Source organism: Psychrobacter sp. AOP31-B2-9 (assembly GCF_052378005.1).
Classification (GTDB): Bacteria; Pseudomonadota; Gammaproteobacteria; order Pseudomonadales; family Moraxellaceae; genus Psychrobacter.
Genome location: NZ_JBQSXG010000390.1, coordinates 1 through 231, shown reverse-complemented (window position 1 = coordinate 231; position 231 = coordinate 1). Strand labels below are relative to the sequence as shown.

The window sequence follows — 231 nt, the reverse complement described above, 5'->3', positions numbered from 1 at the left end:
TGATACCACGTTGATAACCAAACTTCGGCGTAATATGAAACCCCAATTACTTGAGCCTATGGATGAGGCACTACTCAATCATCGCTCTTTGGTTGAAACGGTGTTTGGAGAGCTTAAAAACTTGTGCCAAATCGAACACTCACGCCATCGTAGTGTCACGGGGTTTATCACAAACTTGCTGTCAGGTTTAATTGCTTATTGCTGGTTTCCCTATAAACCCACCATCAAAAA

Annotated in this window: 1 protein-coding gene; it reads left to right on the top strand. The window is 42.4% G+C overall.

Annotated elements, in window-relative coordinates:
- The coding region (locus ACT3SX_RS15770) for a transposase (protein WP_444761897.1) at positions 1 to 231 on the top strand (231 nt) is incomplete at both ends.